We start from the raw sequence: 19131 nt of genomic DNA, 5'->3' as shown, positions 1-19131 counted from the left end.
CACACACTATTTGGCTTTGGATTCAGGTTAAACGTTTCACAAGTTTACAACTGTCAATTTAGCGGTGTGGTTATATACAAAAGACTAGTTTATATTGGTTACTGTTGTTTTGACGCACATAAATAAGTATTGTTGTCTGCAGCAGCAATCGGGATTGGTACAATTTCTAATTACTAGGTGGGTGGCTTCTGCTCACCATACATATATTGGTATTGATAAAATTATGAAAATAAAAAAATGGTTAGTTGCGTCTGCAATGTTGATTTTTGGATTGATTGGGGTAACCCAAGTGATGGAGTCAGCGCAAGATATTCCGTTTCCTGTACGGTACGCAACGCGAATATCTACAGATACATCCCTAAACTCTTCAACTGTTTACAAAGTATTAAAAGATGGGGCAGATAAATTTGACGTCACGCTGTACCGCACATTTATTGATGAAAATGGGGAGGAAAGAAAATTTTCTTTCGGTACTGATGCTGATAATGCGGCTGAATTCCATGAGCTAACTGCCTTGAAGGGCACATCTTATAAAGGCATGTATTATAGTGCTAGTAAACTTCCTGGAGAGTTAATTGATAAGCTACAACAAATTGGCATCCAAGCTACGTCAACGCAATTACCTTGGTACATAATTGGAAGTCAGATATGGGCAAGTGGTATTTTAGCAGTCGTTTCTTGGAGTATGGTGTTAACTTTCTTAATCTCATATTTTGCATCGCTAAATTTGTATCGCAAACATTGGCTGGTCGGGCGGATGCTCGGAGGGGTGAAGAAGACGCTCGCTAAAAGTGTAGCGTCAGATTTATTTATAATGACGGTAGTTTCGATTGTACTTTGGGGCGTATATGTTTTACTTAATCAAGTCGCTTTTAGCTCATTATCATCATATGCGCTATTAGCAACGTTAGGATTAAACATTGTTATATTGATGAGCTTTGTTATTTTGATTAACGTGGTTTTTTTCATCATTATTCAGCATGATAACTTAGCTAAGGCGTTGAAAAGAACAGATAGTAACATGAAACAAAACTTAGTTTGGATGGTAGGAATTTTAGCTAGTCTTGCTGCATTAACGCTGTTGATGAATCAAACTGTTTTAAATCAAAAAAATCTACAACAACAACTAGACAGTTTAAAACCGTGGCAAAAATTAAGCGCATACAAAGCGGTTAATGTCACTTTGCCCAGTATTGAAGATTCAAATAATGGTGAAATTGATGCCAGAGCTGACACAAAGGTTGCTCGCAGGTTCATGGATCATTTCAAGGATGATGAATATATTTTCTCACAAGATTCAACGGCTAAAGTCCCTAACATGGTTAGCCAGGAACAGGCACAATTTATGACCAGTCAGTTAAAAAGAGATGGTATTGATTCTGATGTTTCAAAAAGGATTCGGTACATGAATCTCAACGCATTGAAACTTTCAGGACATAAGAATTTGGCGGGGAAGGTTGCTAATAAAAAACCGGCCACTGTGTTTTTGCCGGAAAAATTTAAGGACCACAAAAAATCTGTTTTAAACGCAATTTATCTAGAATATTACCAAAATTCGGGTATTAAAAAATCAGACTTTGAAGTTCATATTGTAAAGAATAATGAAAAAACATTCTTGTTTGATTACCGGGGAGCGGAACTATATGTCTATGACCATTCTAGACTTCAAACAGATACGAATAGAATTCTTGTCGTAATTAATATGGCGTATGCATTTAATTCTCTTGGTAAGGATGCGACGTATTCAAATGTTTTGAATGGTCTATTCAAGCAACCGGGGTTAAAAAAAGTCGCTGTTGATTCCTCAATCAATGGACAGGTAGAAGATATTACAAGTCCGTACCTTTCAATTCAAATGCAGGCAAATCGTCTTCAAAAGCGAATTGTGGCGGCTTATGTTTCTATGTCGACATTGGTAATTATGCAGCTGTTTGCTATATTTCAATTTCTAATGAATATTGCCAGGAAAAAAGCGTACACGATGGGTGTTAAAAGGCTACTGGGTTATAACATAGACTATGTTATTCTGCGGGAATTTGGTGGGTATATCTTGACTATCTTTGCGGGTCTGGTGGTTGCATGGTTTATGACATCGTCAATGGTACTGAAGAATGTCGTTCTAGGATTGAACGTCATGGCAATTGTTATAATTATCGGTTATGTAAGATTCTACGTTAAGAAGGCAAGCGTAAATGTTCTGAAAGGGGATTTTGAATTGTGACAATTCAGATTAAAAACTATAAAAAAGAATATAAAAATAGCGTGATTTACGATAACTTATCATTGGAGTTTTTACCGGGAAGGACGTATGCATTAGTAGGGTCTTCAGGCTCGGGAAAAACAACATTGCTGAATGCAATAGCGAGATTAGAGAAGCCTACGTCTGGTGAGATAATGGCTGATGACATTAATATTTGGAAAATGTCAGAGCAAAAATACTTTCGAGAAACGCTTGGTTACATATTTCAAAATTATGCATTAATTGAAGACCAAACAGTGTCTTACAATTTGGGGTTAGTGAATAAGAATCGAGAACAGCAGTTAGAAGTATTATCAGCTGTCCATTTACCGGTCGATTTGTTGAATAGGAAGATTTTTGAGTTATCGGGTGGTCAGGCACAGAGAATAGCGATTGCTCGTTTGCTGCTTAAGAAACCTAAAATTATTCTTGCTGATGAACCAACCGGGGCGTTAGATGCTGAGACTGGACAGGAAATAATTGATTTATTACTGAGCTTATCAAACGATGAAACTTATGTTATTTTTGCCACACACGATCCAAATGTCTACCAATGCGTGGATGAGGTAATTCACATATCCGATTTGAGGTATTAAAAATGAAAAAATGGTTGTTAGGGCTACTGGCCATGATAGTCGTCGCTGGTAGTGGCGTTTGGGCCTTTAAAATGAATAGTGTTTCGCCTGAAATGAAGATATATAAATCACAAAATAATCAGGCGGTAGAGCAAGAAATGCGCAATGCAAGTGATCGGCACATTATAAAAAAAATACGTGCAACAGGACTATATTTAGTAACGACGGATAGTCAATCAAAGGATGATGTATCAAGTACAGCATATGTTCCGGGACCAGGTAGTGCAATAACGGGAGCTTTTTTTTCAAAGGGAGACGGTATTGATGTTCCTGGGAAGACAACGATTACTTTTAAGCCCGTTGATTTTAAACATTTAGGGAAAAATGGTAGTTTCAATATTACCAACTTAGGCCGTTATGGGATTGGCAGTGATATCGAGCCGGGGGCTTATAAACTTAAATTGGAATCTGTAGAAGGAAATTACAAGACTCAACTTGATGGGATTGTTCAATTAGTAATAACGCCTAGAGACGGAGAAGAAAAAACAATTCAGATCTCTAAGGCTGATAATCAGAAAACGATTAGTGTTAGTCAGGGAGAAATGTTACAAATAAAGTCTTCTTCAAATAAATTCAATCTGTTTTTTGACAAATAAATGGTCGTACTGTCACTGGTTCGGATGAAATAAACCAAATGAGAGGGCTTATAATGAATAATCTTGCTTCAAATCTAAAGATTGTTTAATTAACAGATGTTGATTTATCAGAAATTAAGGGTGGTAGTGCAGTAATCGGTGCACAAACATTTTTCTAAATGGTATGGCTAGTTTAGCCAGGGGGGATACTTTTTCGGGTGACGAATGATTAAGACGATACTTTTAATAATTGTTGCAATACTAAGCGTTCTGGGATTTATTTCTGTTATTCTCAGATTATTCAGCGCAAATCCTGGAAATAACAAAATTAATTTAGAATTGTTAATTCTTTTTCTTGGATTGGTACTAACGTTATGGCAGTTGAATTATTTTACGGTTTTAATAGCTACTTTGGGTGCACTGGGAGTCTTGTTAGAAACCAAAAGTGAAAGTTAATATTTTGAACCTTACATAGGCGGCTGATTTTACTTTGTTGAGATCGGCTGCCTTTGCTTATGGGTCATTGAGTAGGAGCTATTGAACGCGGTTTACATCTGTAAACCGACCTTACTTTTATTAGAGAAAAACATGGTACATAATTGTTAGAGGGATTAGGGCGTTTGTATGGCAAAGCAAAGAGTGTAATTAATGACGTAATCGAGGAGGAATAGGCATGGACGCAATTAAGGATTTTGAAATATTTTCAGCAACAAGCAGGCAATTAGAACGATATGCACATTAATAAAAAGAGAATTGCCCAGATTGTCGCACTATTAATACTAATAATCGTATTTGCAATCTTGGCAACAACTATAAAACAACGAACAGCATTATGGTTTCTTTACTTATTAATGAGTTGGTATATTGCATTAACGGTAATAAACAAACACTTTAAATAAGCATAGAACCGCAACTAAACGGAAAAGGGACAAACCAATGCACGCTATTAAAAATCAGTTGATATTATTAATCATCATTGACTTGCTGATTGTCTTACTATTTGCACTACGCATACTTAATATTATAGGAGATGGATTAATTTACGGCGTATCAGGAATAAGTTTAGACATGCTGGTCGTTATACTATCAGCCTATATTATTAAAAGTAATGGTTCATATTTACAATTAAGTGGGAAAAACGTCTATAAGTATTTTGTCTACGGATCGGCTTTTTTAATATTCTTACCTTAACGAAAAGGCTAGCTGTTCTTAATGTGAGCGGTTAGCCTTTTCGATTTTAATTGCGTTATAACCTTGATGTGAACCTTGTTTAATTTACGGTACGCCAAATTAACAACAATTTCCTGGTATACTTAAAGGACGAGTAAGTCCAAGGAGGACCTTTGAAATGAAGTTAGAGAACATGCCGGCAGAGTTCGTTGCGGCATTGCCAATTTTAGAAACGATTGAGGCGGCTGGCTTTGAAGCTTATTTTGTCGGCGGATCAGTCCGCGATACGCTGTTGGGTAAGCCAATTCATGATGTGGATATTGCCACATCGGCGTATCCAGAGGAAGTGAAGGCTTTGTTTGAGCGAACGGTGGATACGGGGATCGAACATGGTACAGTCATGATTTTGGATCACGGTCAAGGATATGAAACAACGACATTCCGAACGGAGTCGACCTATACAGATTTTCGTCGTCCGGATGAGGTCACGTTTGTTCGTTCCTTGGCAGAAGATTTAAAGCGCCGTGATTTCACGGTTAACGCATTTGCGTTGACCAAGGACGGCGAAATTATTGATATGTTTGATGGTTTGTCAGACATGGAGAATCATATTTTACGCGCCGTTGGCGAAGCGGAAGAGCGTTTTCATGAAGATGCGCTACGTATGATGCGGGCAGTTCGTTTCGCAGCACAGTTAGACTTCAAAATTGAAGCAGCCACATTGCAAGCTATCAAGGATAATGCGCCATTATTAGCGAACATTGCAATCGAACGAACGAACGTAGAGTTCACCAAGTTGCTACAAGGTAAGGCGGCTCGCTACGGTCTGCTGGAAATGATTGCAACGAATTTAAATCAGTATATGCCCGGCCTTGAGGTGGTTGATATTGATTTGATTGGTTATGCGGAACTATTAGCAGATGCGCAACCTCAAAATGACGTGGCAGCGTGGACACTATTGGTATTTGAGCTTGGCCTAACACCAGAAGATGCGGTTGTTTTCTTGAAAAAGTGGAAGCAATCTAATGATATGGTTAAGACAATCAAGGCTTCAATTAAGTTGCTCAATAAGCTCCGATTAGGTGATGTCGCGGCCTGGGATTTGTACGAAGCTGGTAACGCCATCGACAACGTGTTAGCGGTTGCTAAGTTGAGTGAACTGGTTGTTGATGTCGCGGGGCTTAAGTCACGCTATGAAGATTTGAAGATAAAAAATAAGGGTGAGTTAGCCTTTAAAGGTGGTAACCTAACCAAGGAATTGGGGATGCAGCCAGGACCGTTATTTGGTAAGATTTTGGCAACACTTGAGCAAAAAGTGGTTGCGGGTGACCTGAACAATAGTCATGATGTGCTTTTGGCAGAGGCACAAACAATGGCAGAGAAAGCGAAGAAGTAAACAATGAAGCAATTACGTGCGACTGATTTAAAGAGTGTTTATGGTGAGAAGACCTTGCTTGACCAAGTTTCTTTCCTAATCGAAACGGGTGACCGTGTTGGGATTGTCGGGGTAAACGGAACCGGAAAGACGACGTTATTGAACGCCATTTCGGGCTTGAATCCTGCTGACAGTGGATCGATTAATACACCAAACGACTATACGATCGGTTATTTGCAACAAGAGCCACCACTTGATGGCGATAAGAAAGTGATGGAAGCTATTTTCGCTGGTGCACAACCAGTGTTCCAATTGATTCGAGACTACGAGGCCGCTTTGGAGGCGTATTCAGCTAATCCAACTGATGAGAAATTGTTGAACCGTTACACGAAGTTGGAACAACAAATGACGCAAGAGGATGCTTGGGTAGCGGAGTCTGAGGTTAAGACGATTTTGACGCAGTTGCATTTGCCTAATTTGGATTTGCCCGTGTCGGCCTTGTCCGGTGGACAACGTAAGCGTGTTGGTTTAGCCCAAGTGTTGATTCAAGCGCCTGACTTGTTGCTTTTGGACGAGCCAACTAACCACTTGGACTTTGATTCTATTGAGTGGTTGGAGAAGTACTTGTCTGATTACAAGGGTGCTGTGATGACGGTTACCCACGATCGTTACTTCTTGGATATCGTGACGAACCGCATTTTTGAAATGTCATTTGGTAAGTTGTACGAATACATTGGTAACTATGAGAAGTATGTGACCTCTAAGGCTGAACGTGTTGAGGCCGAAGCGGTTGCTGAACACAAGTCTGCTCAACTTTACAAGAAGGAATTGGCTTGGATGCGTACAGGTGCGAAGGCCCGTTCTACGAAGCAAAAGGCTCGAGAAAATGCCTTTGCTGACCTTGCAGCGCAACAAGGTACCCGTCAAGTTGAAGGCGATGTTGAAGTGAACATGGGACAACAACGTTTAGGTAAGAAGGTTATCAACATTGAACATGCTAGTTTGGCCTTTGATGGCCGTGTCATTTTGGATGATTTTAATGAATTGATTCAAGCCAACCAACGCATTGGGATTACGGGGCCCAATGGGACTGGTAAGTCAACGTTATTGAATGCGATTGCGGGTGAACAAAAACTTGATTCCGGACTCATTGAAATTGGTGAGACAGTTAAGATGGCTTACTACACGCAAGTGACGGAACCAATTCCGGAAGACAAGCGTATGTTGGCGTACCTATCCGAAGTTGCTGAAGAAGTGACTGATCGTGACGGTAACGTTGTATCGGCTGCTGAACTCTTAGAGCAATTCTTGTTCCCAAGCTTCATGCACGGTACGTTGATTCGCCAATTGTCAGGTGGTGAGAAGCGTCGTTTGTACCTTTTGAAGTTGTTGATTCAACAACCAAACGTGTTGCTTTTGGACGAGCCAACTAACGACTTGGATATTGGTACGTTGACGGTTTTGGAGGACTATTTGCGTTCGTTTGCAGGCACTGTCATTACTGTTTCCCACGACCGTTACTTCCTGGACAAGGTAGCCGACCAGTTGATTATCTTCCAAGGCGCCGGCCGCATTACGCGTTACCGGGGCATGTTTAGCGATTACCTAGCTGAATTTGGGGCGCCGACGACGGATGCGCCAAAGCCAGTTAAGCCCGTTACAGAAAAGGAACCGGTTGTCGAGGCACCTAAGAAAAAGAAGTTGACCTGGTCTGAGCAAAAAGAGTGGGAAACGATTGAGGATGACATTGCTGAACTTGAGGGTAAGATTAGTCAAATTGAGGCTGACCTGGTCGAAAATGGGGCTGATTTTGGTAAGTTGAGTGAGTTACAGGCACAATTAGATGAAACAAACCAAGCGCTCGAAGATAAGATGATGCGTTGGGAAGAATTGTCAGAACGCGTAGAGGGGTAAGCGATAGTGGCTGAAAAGATTTTGATTTGGGCACAGACTAATAATGGCACAATTGCATTAAATGGCTCGATTCCATGGCGACAGAAAGCTGATATGAAGTTTTTTAAGGAACAAACGATTCATCAAGTTGCTTTGATGGGTCGCAACACCATGCTGAGTTTTGGTGGGCGTACCTTGCCAGAGCGAATCAACATGGTGTTAACGCATGATGAAACGTTGGATGTGCCTGCCGGTTTTGAAAAAGTCTATACAATGGCCGAAGCGGAGCAGATTGCCGATGAAAAAGGCATGAAACTGGCGGTTATTGGCGGTAAGGCAATTTATGATAGCTACTTACCAGTGGCTGATATTTTGTACGTCACCTATTTGGATACTGATTTTATGGGAGATGTCCTCATGCCACCGGTTGATCAAACAGTGTGGATCGCCGAAGAGGTTGCTACTGGACCTGCCGATGCAGATAATGATTATGATTGGCGGATTGTGAAATACACGCGCCGATAATTGTTAGCCATTTGGAACAGTTTAAAAAGTGACAAATGGTTGGAATAGGCGTAAACTGTGACAGTAAAATCATTTTGGCCAGAAAAGGCTAAGAGGTAGAAAAAATGAAGTACGTCGTAACTTTCTTTTGGACGTTCATCCTTGGCGAAATTATCGGTTATATCGGTAGTGCCTTGGAAGGAACTTCATACAACGCAACTGCAACGTCTCTATTTGCGATGGTGATTGGTGCAATCGGTGCGATTGCATTTGCTGCTATTTCAAAGTCTGCTGCGCCTAAGGATGCAGCTCACGCTGAAGACTAACAGTTGATTACACGACTCTAAAGACCACTCACGTTCTGCGGGTGGTCTTTTGTTATGCAAATCGCTATAATGAAATTAAGTTAAAACGAATTTGAACGAACATGTTCGGAAAGGAGCCCACAATGGTACCGTTACAGACAAAGACAGCCTTTAGTTTGTTACAAAGTCCAATGATGCCGGCCCAATTGGTTAAATCTGCCAAGGCAAAGGGCTACACCGCTGTGGCAATTACGGATAACAATGTCCTGTATGGCATGGACAATTTTTATCGCGCAGCGAAGGCGGCCGATATTAAACCAATTTTGGGTTTAACGGCCACGTTACACGGCCTGGTGACATCACAACCTTATCCGATTGTCTTTTTAGTTGAAAACCAAACGGGGTATCACCACCTTTTGGCGATTAGCAGCTATATACAAACCCATGACACCACCTCGTTTGCGGATATTGCGCAATTTTTATCAGGTTTATATGTGGTTTTGCCTGCCGTTGGTGAATTGTCGGTTGTACTAGGGGCTGAACCGGAACGGGCGTTGACAATGATTCAAACGTTGATTACTGCTTCAGCAGCCGATCATGTGTTTTTGGGCGTGACACCAACAATGCGCCCAGAATTGTTAACCGCTATGAAACAATTGGCTGACACAACGGGAACCCGGTTGTTAGCAATGGCGGAAGTAACTTATGCTGACGCGAGTGATCAATTTGCTGCACAAGTGATCCAAAAATTGGGGCAAGGTGAGGTCATTACGAATGTTGGCCAGGCACAACGAGAACCGGCTACAGCATATTTGCCGACTCCCAATGAATGGCAAGCATCGTTTGAAACGGCTGGTCTAGCCGAAGCAGTTGCGAATACCGATTGGATTGCTGCGCACTCTGATTTTGAGTTGGTGAAGTCGGCTGTGACGTTGCCGGCTTTTACGACACCCAATGGTGAGACTTCCGCTGATTATTTAAGAACTTTAGCCCAAACGGGATTGAAAAATCGTTTGCATGGGCTTGATGTTGATGAGTCTGTTTACCGGCAACGGTTGGATGAAGAGTTAGCGGTTATTATTGACTTAGGGTTCGCGGATTATTTCTTAATCGTTTGGGACGTGATTAATTTTGCGCACAAGCAAGCGATTCGAACGGGACCTGGTCGTGGATCGGCCGCGGGTTCATTGGTCGCTTATACGCTATGGATTACGGATGTTGATCCAATTGCGTATGATTTATTGTTTGAGCGATTTTTAAATCCTGAACGTGCACAAATGCCGGATATCGATATTGATATTCCAGATAACCGCCGTGAAGAGGTGCTTGCTTATCTGCATGAAAAGTATGGCCATGAGCGGGTAGCGCAAATTATTACGTTCTCGACTATGGCCCAACGTGCAGTTATTCGTGACGTCGCTCGTGTGTTTGGCCTAAATCCTAGTCAAATTGATACACTATCAAAGGCGATGCCACGCGATGCCGCTGATTTAACGGCAGCCTATGAACAATCACAGCCGTTCCGTAATGCCCTCATTGATGTGCCAGTGGACGGTGAGTTACTTTACGAGACAGCCCGTAAGCTAGAGGGGCTGCCACGTAATTCATCTTTGCACGCAGCCGGTGTTGTGCTGTCAGCCGATCCATTGGTTGATACAATGCCAGTGCAACTGGGTGAAGATGGTCGGTTGGTGACCCAGTTGCCAAAGGGGCCAGTAGAAGCGCTTGGTCTTTTGAAGATGGATTTCTTGGCGTTGTCGAATTTAAACATTTTGGATATTGCGTTGCGTGAAATCCAGAAACAAGAAGACAGTGCTAATTTTAATATTGCGACGATTGATTTAAATGACGACGCGACGTTACGCTTATTCCGTCACGGTATGACAAATGGGGTCTTCCAATTTGAATCGGCCGGGATGAAGAATATTTTGCGGCAACTACAGCCAGATCGCTTTGAAGACATTGTCGCCGCGAATGCGCTTTTCAGACCTGGACCAATGCAGAATATTCCACACTTCGTGGCCCGCAAGCATGGTCAAGAAGCCCAAGACGTACCTGACCAAAGTATGGCTGATATTTTAGCGCCAACCTATGGCATCATTGTGTACCAAGAGCAGGTTATGCGTGTTGCCGAACAATTTGCGGGCTTCTCACTAGGTGGTGCCGATTTGTTGCGTCGTGCGATGTCTAAAAAGGATGGCGCAAAAATTGCGGCCATGAAGACAGATTTCGTTAATGGAGCTGTGGCAAAAGGACATGATAGTCAGGTCGCTGAGCAGGTATTCGGATATATCGAGACGTTTGCACAGTACGGGTTTAATCGGTCCCACGCGGTTGCTTATTCGAAGTTAGCCTTTCAACTTGCCTATATTAAGGCGCATTATCCAGCGGCTTTCTATAAAGCGGTTTTGAATGATGCCATTGCGGATAAGAAAAAGGTTAGTACATACATTGCGGAGGCAAAAGCTTCGGGGGTGACTTTACTGGGCCCAAGTATTAATCACTCTTGGCAAGGCTACTCGATGAATAAAGCGGGTGCCTTACAAATGGGTTTGGCTTCGATCGGTGGTATGCGCCGAGATTTTCGTGAATCAATTCTGCGTGAGCGTCAGGAAAATGGGGCGTTTAAAGATTTGGGTAACTTAATTGGTCGTTTAGAGAGCAAATATCGCAAAGCTGAACAATTGGAACCGTTGGTGTATGCAGGTGCCTTGGATGAGTTTGGTTACAACCGTGCCTCAATTCTGGCATCGTTGCGCGGTTTCATCGACGCAGTTGGTTTAGCCGGTGAATCGATGTCGCTCTTTGCGTCACTGACGCCAAAAGTACGGGAAGTTGCTGAATTGCCATCGGCAGAAAAATTGGGTTATGAACGTGAGTATTTGGGCGTTTATCTTAGTGGACACCCAATCGAACCGTACTTAAAAGCGATACCTGAAAATAAGCGTTTGGATATTGCCTCGCTGGCAGTAGGAATGAACCAGGCAACGATTATTGTGTATGTCGAAAATGTCAAAAAGATTCGCACTAAAAAAGGGGATCAAATGGCATTTGTTGATGGCATGGACCTAACAGGTTCGATTTCTATCACGTTGTTCCCACAATTGTTTATGCGATCAGCAGCGTTATTGGAACCGGAAAAAGTACTCGTTGTGACGGGTAAAGTCGAACAGCAACGCGGACGTGACGACATCCAAATCGTGGCGAATACGGTGATGGATGCGGGAGAAGCCATTAAACGCTTTGGTGGTGCCGATAATCAAGGACAACCGGAAGCGCTAACCAGTCGGGCAACTGGGCGGTGGTATTTGAAAATAACAGCCGCCGCTGAGGCAGCAGGCGCGCTTGACGCGTTAAATGTTGTGATTCAGTCACATCATGGCAAAAATCCAGTTTTGGCAGTCTATGAGGCAACGGGTAAAAAGTTAGCACTTGGCCAACAAAATTGGTTAACCGATGGGGATGATACCTTAAACGCTTTGCAACAGATTTTAGGGGCCAATAATGTGGTATTTCAGTTAGACTAAGAACAATTCGGACGACTTATCAGATGATAGGTCGTCTTTTTGGCTAAAAACGAACACTGTCGTCAAGCTGTAATACAAAGGGCTATCAAAAGCCGGATAAAGTGCGTTACAATAGACAGTAACTATCCAGGTGGATAAATACGGATTAGACGCTGCGGGTATGAATCCCAATCGGTGTTGATCTGGAAAACAGAGGATAAATCTATGGCAGAAGCAAAAGTGTTAACCGCACAAGAAGTGCACGACTTGGTTGCCGGCTATATGAATGAGGAGCATGTTAAAAAGGTTGATAAAGCCTATGATTTTGCGTGCAATCTCCATCAAGAACAAAAGCGTAAGTCTGGTGAACCTTACATCATTCATCCAATCCAAGTAGCCGGTATTTTGGCTGATTTACACATGGATCCGGATACGGTAGTGGCGGGATATTTGCATGACGTTGTCGAAGATACAGACGCAACTTTAGAAGATGTTGAGCGTGAGTTTGGTCATGATGTTGCGGTTATTGTTGATGGGGTGTCAAAGCTTTCAAAGATTGAATACAAATCATCACGGGAGCAATTAGCTGAAAATCACCGTAAATTACTCTTAGCGATGTCACATGACATTCGTGTCATTATTGTGAAATTGGCGGACCGTTTGCACAACATGCGCACTTTGAGTGCGTTGCGTGAGGAAAAGCAGAAGCGGATTGCATCGGAAACGTTGGAAATTTACGCACCACTTGCTGATCGCTTGGGAATTATGACGATTAAGTGGGAACTGGAAGATATGTCGTTACGCTATCTAGAACCAGAAGCCTATCACGACATTGCGAAGTCAATGCAATTACGACGTCAAGAACGGTTAGAGATTGTTGACCAAGCGGTTGATGACATTGAACACGCGATTACCGAATTGCACTTGAAGCATGCTGAAGTTTATGGTCGTCCAAAGCACATTTACTCAATCTATCGCAAGATGGTTGATAAGAAGAAAAAATTCGACGAAATTTACGACTTGTTGGCGATTCGTGTGCTGGTGGACACGATTCCGGAGACATATGCTGTTTTGGGGGCTATCCACGCCCGCTGGACACCAATGCCAGGTCGCTTTAAGGATTATATCGCGTTGCCAAAGGCCAATGGGTATCAATCACTACACACATCAGTGATTGGACCAGGTGGTCGTCCACTTGAAGTTCAAATTCGTACGTACCAGATGCATGAAGTTGCTGAATTTGGTGTGGCTGCACACTGGGCGTATAAAGAAGGTAATTTTGCGGGTGCTGATGTCCAAAATGCCGATCAGCAAAAGCTGAATGTGATTCAAGGCATTTTGGAATTACAAGAAGACGCTCGCGATGCGGATGATTTCATGGAGTCCGTAAAGGGTGATTTGTTTACTGACCGAGTATTCGCCTTTACGCCAAAGGGCGATGTTATTGAGCTTGCCAAGGGGGCAGGACCATTAGACATGGCGTACAGTATCCACACAAATGTTGGTAATCACACAACGGGTGCTAAGGTTAATGACCGTATGGTGCCACTTGATTACCCAATTAAGACGGGTGACATTGTTGAGATTGTGACCTCACAAAATGCTAAACCAAACCGCGATTGGATGAATTTGGTTTCAACACGTCGCGCTCGCAATAAAATCAAGCAGTATTTCCGTAAGCAAGATAAAGCGGAAAATATTGCAGCCGGTAAGAAGATGGTGGCTGACTGGCTCAACGAGGAAGGCTTTGATGTTGATGAATTGATGTCAGCTGAAAACGAAGTGAAGTCGGCCGAAAAGTTACATTTCTTGAGCGTTGATGATATGTATGCGTCACTTGGCTTTGGTGATTTGAAGCCCCAAGGGGTCGCAAACAAGTTTACAGAAGAGAAACGTGCAGAATTGGAAGAAGCACGTCAGGTTGCTGAACAACGAGCTATTTTGGAAGAGCATCAAACAATTGAGAACGATTCAAAGCGTGCCAAGGAAAAGCCACAGCACGGCGAAGATCGAATTGTTATTCAAGGTGTTGACAATTTGCTGGTTCGGTTAGGCCGTTGCTGCACGCCAGTACCTGGTGACGAAGTAATTGGTTATGTAACCAAGGGTCGCGGTGTTTCAGTTCACCGTTTGGGTTGCCCTAATTTACGTGCTGCTGAGACAGAAGGTCAACGCTTGGTTGACGTAGCTTGGGAAAAGCCAGACGGCGACACTAAGAACGAATATGAGGCGGATTTGGCAGTGACAGCAACCAACCGCAACAAATTGTTGAATGACGTGATTCGGACGGTCAACAACACAACAAAGTCATTAAACTTTGTAAATGGTCGCATCGATCATAACAACAACGTTAATATTTCAATGAGTGTCGGTGTCCGAAATTTGGACCAATTGGAACATATTATGGATTCAATTAAGAATGTCAAAGATGTCTACGAAGTAAAGCGAGCGTTTAAGTAATGAAGGTTATTCTACAACGCGTGTCAGAAGCCAGTGTTACTGTAGCTGGTAATCAGATTGGCGCTATCAAGCAAGGGTTTATGCTACTGGTTGGTGTTCAAGATGCTGATACAGATGCAGAATTGGATTATTTGGTACGTAAAATCACTAATTTAAGAGTATTTGAAGACCAAGCTGGTAAAATGAATCTTAGCTTAACGGATGTTGATGGTGCGATTTTATCGATTTCGCAATTTACGCTCTATGCCGATACGCGTAAGGGTAATCGCCCAAGTTTTACGGCGGCGGGTGCCCCAGATTTTGCTAATAAGATGTATGACCGATTTAATACAAAATTAGCAGCAACTGGTGCTCACGTTGAAACTGGTGAATTTGGGGCGGATATGAAAGTCAGCCTGGTGAATGACGGACCCGTAACAATTGTGTTTGATACGGATAATAAATAGCTGATTTTAGGCTACGTCAAATAAAAATCATAGATTAGCCCTACAATCCCCTAGTAATATGCAATGATATTGATAGTATTGTAAGTCCGATATATGCTACAATATGTTTATACAAATTTAAGCATTTGCGAAGGGATGTAATGTTATGGCAGAGAAGTTGATTCAATTGCGCGTTGAGGACAACGTCAAGGATAAGGCTGATGAGATTTTCAAGTCACAAGGTTTGACAACTCAAACGGCCATTAAGATTTTCTTGACGCAAGTTGCGAACACTGGTGAGTCACCATTTAGTAACTTGTTCTCTCGCAATCAGTAATTTGTTTAAAGTGAATAGAGATATCGGTTGGGCGTGTGCTTCAAGTTTCCTGGGTGGGTAACCAGGGGGGATTAGAAGTGCGCGCTTTTTTGTGATTTGGAGGTAGGTTTTATGGAAATTATATTGATGGTGTTGTTGTTGGTGATTACGCTAGCGTTTGGCTGGGTAGCAACCAAATTACGAATGGCGAAGGTTGTTGGCCAATTGATAGCGGGGGTGGTTGTGGGGCCTGCTTTGCTACATTGGGTTGAACCTTCGCATTTGATGCACATTGTGTCAGAGTTTGGTGTGCTGTTGTTAATGGTTAACGCCGGGCTTGAAACGGATGCGCGTCAATTACGTGATAATTTCAAAGCAGCGAATTTTACAGCGTTAATGGGTGTTATTGCACCATTGATTGTTTTCCCAGTCATTGCGTTGGTATTTGGTTATGACTGGCAAATTGCGCTGTTTTGGGGTGTTGTGTTCGCAGCGACATCAATTTCAATTACCATTTCGGTGCTGGGTGAACAAGGTAAACTTGGTACACAAATGGGTGCGGTTATCTTAGGCGCTGCGGTGCTGGATGACATTATGGCATTGTTGCTAGTCACGGCATATTCGTTATTTATTGGGGGTTCAGGACTTGGTTTAAACACCATTATGCCAATTGTTGCATTTGCATTTGGTGTATTGCTACGTCAATCTTCTCGATCAGATAAAATTTTGCATGCTAGCGAAGTGTTTGGCCAATGGACGGTCTTTCCAATCTTTTTTGGTTCAATCGGACTGAATGTGGTCTTTCATGATCTGTCAAAGACGTGGATAGCGATGGTGGTACTGACGGTATTTGCTGTGGCAACTAAGTATTATGGTGCTGGTATCGGCGCGCGAATGGCGGGGCTTGATAAGCACACTGGAAATGCAATTGGTGCCGGTATGGTGTCACGTGGTGAAATGGCGTTGGTGATTGCTCAAATCGGGGCAACTGGTGGTATTTTATCTGGTAAAGTTTTTGGTGAAATTGTTGTCGTAATCATTGCGTCAACTTTGATTGCGCCATTGATGATGCGCCCACTTATCAAAAAAGTACGGTAAAAAATAAAAAAGCTGCCTGTGAATCTTTGCGATTCAGGCAGCTTTTTAAATACGCTTACAATGGGTCGACATCGTAGCGCTTTGTACGCAATTCTTGCTTTTGCGCCTTCAATGGCTTAAACAAGAAGTTGAAGTAGGCTTCACGCCATTCATCGAATGAAATAGCCAATGCGGCGATATCGTCAGGAATTTCGGCGCGAGGAATACGATCGATGTCAGGGTGCGTAGCTACGTAGCTATCCATCCAGTCAGCAATCTTGGCGTGGCCTTCGTTTTCCTTTTCGACGTTGAACCAGTTTGTTGGTTCAGCGTGAATCAAGTCATCATCGACATCGAACAATTCCATTGTGCCGTGGACCTTAAAAGGACGAATCAACGTCACGTCTGGATTGAACTTCCAGACGAAGTTACCTGGTGCCGTTTCTTCAACGTCTTCCAATTGCACAACGGCGCCGGCCATGCTTGATGGTAAACCAGCTTGCTTAAGTGCGTATGATGTAACAACTAAATCACCACGGTGATCAGTTCCAAAGGGGTAAACAACACCAATCTTGGCACCGACAAGAATGTCGATCAAGACTTGGGGTTCCATTCCAACTGCCTTCATGAGGGGAAATCTCGCTTTCAAAATTTAATGTCTACTTATTTTAACAAAACTTGCGCAAAAATGCAGAATTAGTTTACATATTATCGCGGGCATCTGGTAAACTAGAGGTTAGACAGAAAATAGGTTTACTGACGGCATGTCAGTGAAAACGGCTTTGCCAGCGCTGTGGCATCGGACGACCTGTGAGTGGTTGATGCAGCTGATGTAAAGAGATATATGGAGAAAATAAATATGACACACAAAATTGGCGATATCATCTCAGCTAAGGTGACAGATGAAAATGACAAGTACTATTTCGCACAAGTTGATGGTTTAACGTATGAAATCGACAAGGCGGAATTGTTGAAGCCACTTAAGGTTGGTGGCGTTGTTTCAGGGTTTGCTTACGAAAATGAGAAGCATAATTTACAAATCACAAAAAATATTCCAGACGTTCGCTTGGGGCACTTTGCTTGGGGCACTGTAACGGATATCCGACGTGATTTGGGCGTGTTTGTCAATATTGGGTTACCAAATAAGGATGTTGTTGTGTCGTTGGACGAGTTGCCAACGATTAAAGAATTGTGGCCCCAACGTGGTGACAAGCTGATGATTACATTGCGTATTGATAAGAAGGATCGTTTGTGGGGTGAACTTGCTTCGGCAGACATCTTGCAAGCAGTACGTATTCCAGCTAAGCCAGATATGAAGAACAAGCAAGTTAAAGCGACGGTTTACCGTTTGAAGATGGTTGGTACGCTGGTCATTACACCGGACTATAACTTTGGCTTTATTCACCCGGATGAACGTCAACGCGAACCTCGTCTTGGTGAGGAAGTCGATGCGCGTGTTATCGGTGTCCGTGATGATGGTGTCTTGAACTTGTCGTTACGACCACGTGCATATGAGGCAATTTCTGATGATGCAGCGATGTTGTTGACGTTGTTACAGCGTTCATCAACAAAGAGCTTGCCATTTACAGACAAGTCAGACCCAAAGCAAATTAAGAAGTATTTTGGTATGTCAAAGTCACAGTTCAAGCGGGCGGTTGGAAACTTGTATAAGCAACGCAAGATTACCCAAAATGAAAATGGACTGTTCTTGGTTGAAGAGAGTGACGGCGAGTAAGATGTCCAAACAGGTAGGTCCATACGAAGATAATATGGTTGACTACCTGCACTATTTGACGGTAGAGCGGGGGTTGTCAGCCAACACGCGTACATCATACCGGCAAGATTTGACACATTTTTTTACTTATTTAATCGACAAGGAAAAATCATTGCCACTCACTCGAGTTGATCGTTTTACGATAATGGCTTTTCTAGGTGAAATGGAAACGCAGGGGAAGTCACGGAACTCTGTGATTCACATGGTGTCGACTTTAAGGAAGTTTTTCCAATTTGCAACTGATAGCGGTTGGACAACAACGGATCCGATGACCCAAGTTGATCCACCTAAAAAGGCACAGCATTTACCAGCTGTCTTAACATTGAGCGAAGTGGAAGCGTTGTTGGCGGTACCAGATACCAATACAACGTTGGGTCTGCGCAATCGAACGATGTTAGAAGTGATGTATGCCACTGGCTTGCGTGTGAGTGAATTAGTGAATTTGCGTTTGGATAATTTACACCTCGACTTAGGATTGATTCAAACGGTCGGAAAAGGTGATAAAGAACGTATTATTCCGATTGGTGATGTTGCAACGCATTGGCTACAACGTTATTTAGCGGATGGACGCCCCTTTCTTGGCCGACAACAGGATGAACAGGTGATTTTCCTAAACGATCATGGTCACCAATTGACGCGACAGGGTGTGTGGAAACTCATTAAACAGTGGGTGATAGCTGCGGGCATCACTAAAGATGTGTCACCACACACCTTACGTCACTCTTTTGCTACTCATATTTTGGAAAATGGGGCAGATTTACGCATTGTGCAAGAATTACTGGGGCATGCTGACATATCTACGACCCAAATTTATACACATATTTCAAATAAGCGTTTGACTGAGGTGTATCAAAAGAGTCACCCGCGCGCTTGATTA

15 protein-coding genes are annotated in these 19131 nt (G+C 42.7%); 14 read left to right on the top strand and 1 reads right to left on the bottom strand.

All coding sequences use genetic code 11. The annotated features are described in order from the left end of the window. Window positions 1–181 precede the first annotated feature (181 nt). From ACJ28U_RS10050 to ACJ28U_RS09995, 12 genes are all read left to right on the top strand, one after another. On the top strand, window positions 182–2221 hold the full coding sequence (locus ACJ28U_RS10050; protein WP_407619176.1) for a hypothetical protein: 2040 nt from the start codon (window positions 182–184) through the stop codon (window positions 2219–2221). Further along, window positions 2218–2835 carry an ATP-binding cassette domain-containing protein gene (locus ACJ28U_RS10045; protein ID WP_043707454.1) on the top strand — a complete coding sequence of 206 codons (618 nt, stop codon included), beginning with the start codon at window positions 2218–2220 and terminating at the stop codon, window positions 2833–2835. Before ACJ28U_RS10050 ends, ACJ28U_RS10045 begins: the two co-directional genes overlap by 4 nt. 2 nt (window positions 2836–2837) lie before the next feature. Beyond that, the gene (locus tag ACJ28U_RS10040) at window positions 2838–3470 is read left to right on the top strand and encodes a hypothetical protein (protein ID WP_407619175.1); all 633 of its coding nucleotides are present in this window, start codon (window positions 2838–2840) and stop codon (window positions 3468–3470) included. 1327 nt (window positions 3471–4797) lie between these two features. After that, window positions 4798–6015 (top strand): CCA tRNA nucleotidyltransferase, encoded by a 1218-nt coding sequence (locus ACJ28U_RS10035; protein WP_407619174.1) that lies wholly within the window; start codon window positions 4798–4800, stop codon window positions 6013–6015. A 3-nt stretch (window positions 6016–6018) separates the two neighbouring features. Beyond that, window positions 6019–7908 (top strand): ABC-F family ATP-binding cassette domain-containing protein, encoded by a 1890-nt coding sequence (locus ACJ28U_RS10030; RefSeq protein WP_407619173.1) that lies wholly within the window; start codon window positions 6019–6021, stop codon window positions 7906–7908. Window positions 7909–7914: 6 nt separating this feature from the next. Continuing rightward, the gene (locus tag ACJ28U_RS10025; protein ID WP_407619172.1) at window positions 7915–8412 is read left to right on the top strand and encodes a dihydrofolate reductase; all 498 of its coding nucleotides are present in this window, start codon (window positions 7915–7917) and stop codon (window positions 8410–8412) included. Window positions 8413–8516: 104 nt separating this feature from the next. Beyond that, window positions 8517–8717: a YjzD family protein gene (locus ACJ28U_RS10020; protein ID WP_010371776.1), complete on the top strand. Its 201-nt coding sequence runs from the start codon at window positions 8517–8519 to the stop codon at window positions 8715–8717. A gap of 101 nt (window positions 8718–8818) precedes the next feature. Beyond that, window positions 8819–12223: a DNA polymerase III subunit alpha gene (locus ACJ28U_RS10015; protein WP_407619171.1), complete on the top strand. Its 3405-nt coding sequence runs from the start codon at window positions 8819–8821 to the stop codon at window positions 12221–12223. A 204-nt stretch (window positions 12224–12427) separates the two neighbouring features. Then, complete coding sequence (locus ACJ28U_RS10010) at window positions 12428–14662, top strand: bifunctional (p)ppGpp synthetase/guanosine-3',5'-bis(diphosphate) 3'-pyrophosphohydrolase (protein ID WP_010371771.1); 2235 nt, start codon at window positions 12428–12430, stop codon at window positions 14660–14662. Then, window positions 14662–15108, top strand: a complete 447-nt coding sequence (gene dtd, locus ACJ28U_RS10005) for a D-aminoacyl-tRNA deacylase (RefSeq protein ID WP_407619170.1) — start codon at window positions 14662–14664, stop codon at window positions 15106–15108. The genes ACJ28U_RS10010 and dtd overlap by 1 nt, the downstream gene beginning before the upstream one ends. A gap of 145 nt (window positions 15109–15253) precedes the next feature. Then, window positions 15254–15424 (top strand): type II toxin-antitoxin system RelB/DinJ family antitoxin, encoded by a 171-nt coding sequence (locus ACJ28U_RS10000; protein WP_003607683.1) that lies wholly within the window; start codon window positions 15254–15256, stop codon window positions 15422–15424. Between the two features lie 111 nt (window positions 15425–15535). Beyond that, entirely contained in the window at window positions 15536–16501 is a 966-nt protein-coding gene (locus tag ACJ28U_RS09995; protein WP_407619169.1) for a cation:proton antiporter, read from the top strand. Window positions 16502–16556: 55 nt separating this feature from the next. On the opposite strand, the gene ACJ28U_RS09990 is transcribed toward ACJ28U_RS09995, so the two are convergent. Then, window positions 16557–17108, bottom strand: coding sequence for a hypothetical protein (locus ACJ28U_RS09990; protein WP_407619168.1), 552 nt, complete (start codon window positions 17106–17108; stop codon window positions 16557–16559). Window positions 17109–17339: 231 nt separating this feature from the next. On the opposite strand from ACJ28U_RS09990, the gene ACJ28U_RS09985 reads away from it, so the two are divergent. After that, a complete protein-coding gene (locus ACJ28U_RS09985) occupies window positions 17340–18215 on the top strand; it encodes a S1 RNA-binding domain-containing protein (RefSeq protein WP_407619167.1) in 876 nt (291 codons plus the stop codon). A 1-nt stretch (window position 18216) separates the two neighbouring features. After that, window positions 18217–19128, top strand: coding sequence for a site-specific tyrosine recombinase XerD (xerD, locus tag ACJ28U_RS09980; RefSeq protein ID WP_407619166.1), 912 nt, complete (start codon window positions 18217–18219; stop codon window positions 19126–19128). Window positions 19129–19131: the final 3 nt, after the last annotated feature.

This window comes from Weissella sp. MSCH1, from assembly GCF_045799135.1.
In the GTDB taxonomy this organism is placed as follows: Bacteria; Bacillota; Bacilli; order Lactobacillales; family Lactobacillaceae; genus Weissella.
Note: the sequence above shows the minus strand (reverse complement) of the source record. Positions and strands in the feature narration are given on the sequence as shown.